The following is a 6,432-nucleotide window of genomic DNA, read 5'->3' on the forward strand; positions in this document are numbered from 1 at the left end:
ATCCAATGCTCGAACATTTGAGGCAAATTGGCCAGCTAGGTATTCTAGGGTATCGCTTTGGAAATGGTAATCTAAATGCTCTGTTTTACTTTGAAGAATGGCGATACGTGTTTCAAAGTCAGGAGGGGTGATATTTTGTGTTAATCCCCAGCTAAAGCGCGTGACAAGTCTCTCTTCAAGGCCTTCTAGGTGTTTAGGGCTACGATCACTGGTTAGGACAATCTGTTTCTGCTTATCATGAAGAGCATTGAAGGTATTGAAAAATTCTTCCTGGGTTGCGACTTTTTTGCCACTGAGAGATTGGATATCATCGATCAATAAGAGATCAAGACTACGGTAAGTCTTTTTGAACTTTTCCATTTCCCCAAGTCGCAAGTGTTCAAGAAAGTCATTGATAAAGCTTTCAGCAGGAATGTACTTGACACGCGCATCAGGAATATTCTTCAAAATCTCATTTCCAATCGCATTAAGTAAGTGAGTCTTTCCAAGCCCAGGTCCTCCATAGATAAAAAGTGGATTATAGGTCAGAGCCAAATCTTCAGAGACAGCCAAGGCGGCTGATACTGCCCAAACATTTCCATCCCCTTGAATAAAATTATCAAAGGTATACTTTTCTTTTAATCCAGTATCCGAATAAGGAATAGATGCTAACTTTGGACTATAATCATAAAGAGTTGAATTTGTAGCTTCTTCAACTTGTGAGACAGCCGTATCTTGAGGTTTGGTGAAAATATAGTGGGGAGTTATCTCAGCATCATAAATTTCAAAACCAGCTACCACAATAATATCTTTTAGTTGTTTTTCCCAGACCATTTCCATTTCAGATCGTGGTAAAAATATAGTGGCAACATTTTCCTCTACCTTGATGAGTTCAGCTTGAATAGCATAGAAATCATACATGGATCGAGTTAATCTTTCTTGAGCAAATTCTAATATACGATTCCAAAATTGTTTTTCTTTCAATCCATTCTCCTCCTTTACTATTTAAAAGTTTAATGTTAGACTTATTTTACCATAGATAGCAAGAATTTTCCACAAGCTGTGAAAATTAATCCACAATGTTATCAAGTTTTATCCACAGGTTGGGGATAAAATCAGAAACTATTGATTTATTAAGCTTTTTATTAAAAAAAAGAGTGGATAACATTGTGAGATAAAAAAATAAAAGAACAGCCTTATTTCAGGCTGTTGATAATTCTACTGTATTCTTCTTGATTTGAAAAAGAAATAATGATTTTTCCATTGTCTTTTTTAGACAATTTGATTTCTACGTCTAATCCAAGTAGTTTTTTTAACTGTTCTTCTTCATTTTGTATGAAATGATCAGTTTTTTGCTGTTTCTTTTGTTTTTTATCTGTCAGAAGAGCTTCTAACTTCCTTACAGAAATGTCTTCCTCTATAATTCGTTGAAAGAAATAGTCTTGTTGTTCCTTATTCAACCCAACTAGAGAACGCGCATGAGCTTGTGATAGTTTGCCATTTTCTACTTCTGAGATAATCTGTTCTGGCAAGGAAAGCAAACGAATGGAGTTGCTGATATATGGACGAGATTTGCCCATTTTATCTGCAATTTCAGCATGGGTAAATCCTTTCTCTACAAGAGATTCATAGGCGCGTGCTTCTTCTATTGGATTTAAATTTTCTCTTTGTAAATTTTCAATGATGGACTGGACCATCATCTCTTGGTCTGAAAGTTGTTTAACAACAGCTGGGATAGACGTTAGACCAGCTAAAAGTGAAGCGCGATAGCGTCTCTCTCCTGCAAGGATTTCATAACCAATAACAGGAGATTGACGAACAATAATCGGTTGAATGACCCCATTTTCTTTGATAGACTGTGCTAGTTCATGTAGTTTTTCTCCATCAAATTCTTTTCGAGGTTGATAGGGATTTTTTTGTATATCCGTGATAGAAATCATTTCAAATTTTTCCATGATTCTACACTAACACATCTTTTCTCTTATGTAAAGCTTTCTTTACATAGATGTCAATTAAGATTCTAAATCGCCTGAACTCTTGTCAAGTTTAATAGATGTAGTTTCTTCTTTACCGTTACGATAGTAAGTTATCTTAATGGTGTCTCCGATAGAATGATTGTAAAGAGCACTTTGTAAGTCTGTTGATGAAGCAATCTCTTTGTCATCTACTTTTGTAATAACATCGTATTTTTCAAGGTGACCATTGGCAGGCATATTACTTTGTACAGAACGAACAACTACACCAGATGTTACATTGCTTGGAATATTCAGTCTTCTAATATCATTTGTATTAATATTTGAGAGATTGACCATTTGGATGCCCAAAGCTGGACGAGTCACTTTTCCGTTCTTTTCTAATTGTTCAATAATATTGATAGCATCATTTGCAGGGATTGCAAAACCAAGACCTTCTACAGATGTTCCTCCATTTGTGGCAATTTTACTTGAGGTAATTCCGATAACCTGTCCTTGAATATTGATTAGTGGGCCACCAGAGTTACCTGGGTTAATAGCAGTATCAGTTTGGATGGCTTTTGTAGAAATGGCTTGTCCATCTTCAGATTTTAAAGATACATTTCGATTGAGACTAGATATGATACCTTGAGTGACAGTATTAGCATATTCAGAACCTAACGGGCTACCGATAGCAATAGCAGTTTCTCCTACGGTTAACTGACTAGAATCACCAAATTCCGCTACTGTTGTCACTTTTTCTGAAGATATTTTGACGACAGCAATATCAGAGAAAGTGTCAGCTCCGACGATTTCTCCAGGTACCTTAGTTCCATCTGACAAACGAATATCTACTTTGCTGGCACCATTTATAACGTGATTGTTGGTGACAATGTAAGCTTCTTTGTCATTCTTTTTATAAATAACCCCAGATCCTTCACTAGAGATTTGCTGAGAATCTGTATCAGTATCATCATTGCCAAATACGCTATTTTGTCTGTTAGCTGAATAAGTAATAACAGAAACAACAGCATCTTTTACTTTGTTAACAGCCTGTGTTGTTGAATTTTCGTTCTTATAGGCGGTCTGTGTGATAGTGCTATTGTTGTTGGAGTTACTTACAGTACTTTTCTGAGTTAGTTGGTTTATTGAAAAACTCCCCAAGGCTCCACTAATAAAGCTAATGACGATAACGACTAATAATTGAAACCATTTTTTGTAAAATGTTTTGAGATGTTTCATATTTGCCTCCATATGTTTTAAATTAATGAAAGTATAAACTGACTAGCTTAATTATAACTTAAAAAGAAAAGTTTTTCACAGATTGTGGATAACTTTCAAAAATCTGTGGTTTTCTCGGCTAAAATTAACCTTTTATTTTGTGAATAAGATGTGAAAAAATAGAGAATATGTTAGAATAGAGTCATGAAAATTAAAGTTGTAACAGTTGGGAAACTGAAAGAAAAGTATTTAAAAGATGGTATCGCAGAGTATTCAAAACGAATTTCTCGATTTGCTAAGCTTGAAATGATTGAGCTAGCAGATGAAAAAACACCAGATAAGGCCAGTGAATCAGAAAATCAAAAAATTTTAGAAGTAGAAGGTCAGAGAATTTTATCAAAAGTTGGTGACCGTGATTTTGTTATTGTGTTAGCTATCGAAGGGAAAATGTTCTCCTCAGAAGAATTTAGTAAGCAGTTAGAAGAAGCTTCTATAAAAGGATTTTCTACTCTTACCTTTATTATTGGAGGGAGTTTAGGATTGTCATCAGCTCTAAAAAAGAGAGCCAATCTTTCTGTCAGTTTTGGCCTCTTAACCTTGCCCCACCAGTTAATGAGACTAGTCCTTGTTGAACAAATCTATCGGGCTTTTACAATACAGCAGGGCTCTCCCTATCATAAATAGAAAATTGACTTTCAATTGAATTTTTGGTAGAATAGCTGTATTAGGTCTCATAGCTCAGCTGGATAGAGCATTCGCCTTCTAAGCGAACGGTCGCAGGTTCGAATCCTGCTGGGATCAATATAGTAGCAAAGCTGGGAATTTTCCCGGCTTTTTTCTTAAAAAAGTACACTTGGGGAGAAAAAAATGACAGTTGAGAGAATTTTATCTAAAATGAAATTCCATTTTGTATAATGGTTTTTGTAAGTTAGCTTACAGGAAAAAACACTTTAGGAGATTTTATTATGAAAAACACAGTTAATTTAGATAAGTTTGTAGAATTGAAGGAAAAAGACTTGCAAAATATTCAAGGTGGGGAGATAAGGCAAACACATAATATTTTCTTTAATTTCTTTAAAAGAAGATAAAGGAGTGGAATAATGGATTTTCTTGCAGTATTAGTTGTGATATTACATATTTTTATTATTAGTAAAAGTTACTATTTAATATGTAAAAATAAAATAAATATAAAAGAACTATGCTTTTTTGGTGGTTATACATTCCTAGTAGAATCAGTATTTGAACTTTCCTTTTATTTTATATACTTAGATGGATTAGGAATTGAAAAATTTTTATTTCCTTTGGTATTATATTCATATTTTAGATTTATTAAAAAGTATGAGAAGTATAGAGGAGTATTATTAAGTTTACTACTATCCCTTTTATATAATAGCACTCATACCTTTCTATCCGTAACTTTATCCTCTATAATAGGAGATGATACTGCCCTACAATATCATAGTCTATTCTTTTTAGTTGTAGTGGCGTTGACTTATGTTGTTATCGTAACAATCATTCGTTATTTCCATTTGGAACTAAACTATTTTGACAAAGACTATCTATATCCTTTCTTGAAAAAAGTATTTTTTGCTTTACTATTGCTACATATTGTATCTTTCGTTTCAGATATGGTAAGTACGATTAAACATTTGAATAGTTTTGGAAGTATTTTATCATCTATCGTCTTTATTTCTCTCCTTTTGACCTTTTTTGCAATGAATTCCCATAAAGATCAAATGGAGAAAGAGATTGCTTTGAAGCAGAAGAAATTTGAACAGAAACATTTACAGAATTATACAGACGAAATTGTTGCTTTGTATAATGAAATACGTGGGTTTAGACATGACTATGCTGGGATGCTTGTCAGCATGCAGATGGCAATTGACAGTGGTGATTTACAGGAAATTGACAGAGTTTACAATGAAGTTTTGGTTAAAGCTAATCACAAACTGCGTTCAGATAAGTATACTTACTTTGATTTGAACAACATAGAAGATTCAGCTTTACGAAGTTTGGTTGCTCAGTCAATTGTTTATGCTCGAAATAATGGTGTAGAGTTTACACTGGAAGTAAAAGATACGATTACTAAGCTCCCAATTGAACTATTGGATTTGGTTCGTATCATGAGCGTTTTATTGAACAATGCTGTCGAAGGATCGGCTGATAGTTATAAAAAGCAGATGGAAGTAGCAGTTATTAAGATGGAAACTGAAACAGTTATTGTGATTCAGAATTCATGTAAAATGACGATGACTCCTTCAGGAGATCTATTTGCTTTAGGATTCTCCACTAAGGGAAGAAATCGCGGAGTAGGATTAAATAATGTGAAAGAACTATTAGATAAGTACAACAATATTATTTTAGAAACAGAGATGGAAGGCAGTACATTTAGACAAATCATTAGATTTAAGAGGGAATTTGAATGAAAGTTTTAATTTTAGAAGATGTTATTGAACATCAAGTGAGACTAGAGAGAATATTGGATGAAATTTCGAAAGAATCGAATATTCCAATATCATACAAGACAACGGGAAAAGTTCGTGAGTTTAAGGAATATATCGAAAATGATGAAGTAAACCAGCTTTATTTTCTAGATATTGATATTCATGGGATTGAGAAAAAAGGGTTTGAAGTTGCCCAGTTTATTCGTCATTACAATCCTTATGCTATTATCGTCTTTATCACCAGTCGATCAGAGTTTGCGACTCTAACCTATAAATACCAGGTATCAGCCCTAGATTTTGTTGATAAGGATATCAATGATGAGTTATTTAAAAAGAGAATTGAGCAGAATATCTTCTACACGAAGAGTATGTTACTTGAAAATGAAGATGTGGTAGATTACTTTGACTACAATTACAAGGGAAATGATTTAAAAATTCCTTACCATGACATTCTGTATATTGAAACGACAGGAGTTTCTCATAAATTGCGCATTATTGGTAAAAATTTTGCAAAAGAGTTTTACGGTACCATGACAGATATTCAGGAAAAGGACAAACATACTCAGCGATTTTATTCTCCTCACAAGTCATTTTTGGTAAATATAGGCAATATTAGAGAAATTGATCGAAAAAACCTAGAAATTGTTTTCTATGAAGACCATCGCTGTCCTATTTCAAGGTTAAAAATTAGAAAATTAAAAGATATTCTAGAGAAAAAATCTCAAAAGTGATTGACAATTAGTAAGAAATTGATATAATGGTTATATCTGCTACAGATAGAAGGTCCGTTGGTCAAGGGGTTAAGACACCGCCTTTTCACGGCGGTAACACGGGTT

At 33.7% G+C, this 6,432-nt stretch carries 7 protein-coding genes and 1 tRNA gene; 5 read left to right on the forward strand and 3 right to left on the reverse strand.

The window, feature by feature from the left end; genetic code table 11:
* From dnaA to QZ565_RS07430, 3 genes are all read right to left on the reverse strand, one after another.
* A partial coding sequence (gene dnaA / locus QZ565_RS07420) for a chromosomal replication initiator protein DnaA (RefSeq protein WP_295527656.1) occupies positions 1-963 on the reverse strand: 963 nt, incomplete at its 3' end.
* Between the two features lie 212 nt (positions 964-1,175).
* Positions 1,176-1,934, reverse strand: coding sequence for a ParB/RepB/Spo0J family partition protein (locus QZ565_RS07425; RefSeq protein WP_070478107.1), 759 nt, complete (start codon positions 1,932-1,934; stop codon positions 1,176-1,178).
* Positions 1,935-1,991: 57 nt separating this feature from the next.
* Positions 1,992-3,173: a S1C family serine protease gene (locus QZ565_RS07430; RefSeq protein WP_070478109.1), complete on the reverse strand. Its 1,182-nt coding sequence runs from the start codon at positions 3,171-3,173 to the stop codon at positions 1,992-1,994.
* Positions 3,174-3,356: 183 nt separating this feature from the next.
* Between QZ565_RS07430 and rlmH the strand changes: the two genes are divergently transcribed.
* The 5 genes from rlmH (at position 3,357) to comE (ending at position 6,327) form a co-directional block, all read left to right on the forward strand.
* On the forward strand, positions 3,357-3,836 hold the full coding sequence (gene rlmH / locus QZ565_RS07435; RefSeq protein WP_070478111.1) for a 23S rRNA (pseudouridine(1915)-N(3))-methyltransferase RlmH: 480 nt from the start codon (positions 3,357-3,359) through the stop codon (positions 3,834-3,836).
* A 43-nt stretch (positions 3,837-3,879) separates the two neighbouring features.
* Positions 3,880-3,953, forward strand: a tRNA-Arg gene (locus QZ565_RS07440).
* Between the two features lie 164 nt (positions 3,954-4,117).
* On the forward strand, positions 4,118-4,240 hold the full coding sequence (comC, locus tag QZ565_RS07445; RefSeq protein WP_004238992.1) for a competence-stimulating peptide ComC: 123 nt from the start codon (positions 4,118-4,120) through the stop codon (positions 4,238-4,240).
* Between the two features lie 12 nt (positions 4,241-4,252).
* Positions 4,253-5,578, forward strand: a complete 1,326-nt coding sequence (gene comD / locus QZ565_RS07450) for a competence system sensor histidine kinase ComD (RefSeq protein ID WP_295527669.1) — start codon at positions 4,253-4,255, stop codon at positions 5,576-5,578.
* Entirely contained in the window at positions 5,575-6,327 is a 753-nt protein-coding gene (gene comE / locus QZ565_RS07455; protein ID WP_084953977.1) for a competence system response regulator transcription factor ComE, read from the forward strand. Before comD ends, comE begins: the two co-directional genes overlap by 4 nt.
* Positions 6,328-6,432: the final 105 nt, after the last annotated feature.

Origin of the sequence: uncultured Streptococcus sp., assembly GCF_915066115.1 — a bacterium.
Lineage (GTDB): Bacteria > Bacillota > Bacilli > Lactobacillales > Streptococcaceae > Streptococcus.

What these genes read in the sequence shown, in the direction of transcription:
- comC (WP_004238992.1), top strand. Translation starts at nt 4,118, where the DNA reads ATGAAAAACACAGTTAATTTAGATAAGTTTGTAGAATTGAAGGAAAAA.
- QZ565_RS07425 (WP_070478107.1), bottom strand. Translation starts at nt 1,934, where the DNA reads ATGGAAAAATTTGAAATGATTTCTATCACGGATATACAAAAAAATCCC.
- rlmH (WP_070478111.1), top strand. Translation starts at nt 3,357, where the DNA reads ATGAAAATTAAAGTTGTAACAGTTGGGAAACTGAAAGAAAAGTATTTA.
- comE (WP_084953977.1), top strand. Translation starts at nt 5,575, where the DNA reads ATGAAAGTTTTAATTTTAGAAGATGTTATTGAACATCAAGTGAGACTA.
- QZ565_RS07430 (WP_070478109.1), bottom strand. Translation starts at nt 3,173, where the DNA reads ATGAAACATCTCAAAACATTTTACAAAAAATGGTTTCAATTATTAGTC.
- comD (WP_295527669.1), top strand. Translation starts at nt 4,253, where the DNA reads ATGGATTTTCTTGCAGTATTAGTTGTGATATTACATATTTTTATTATT.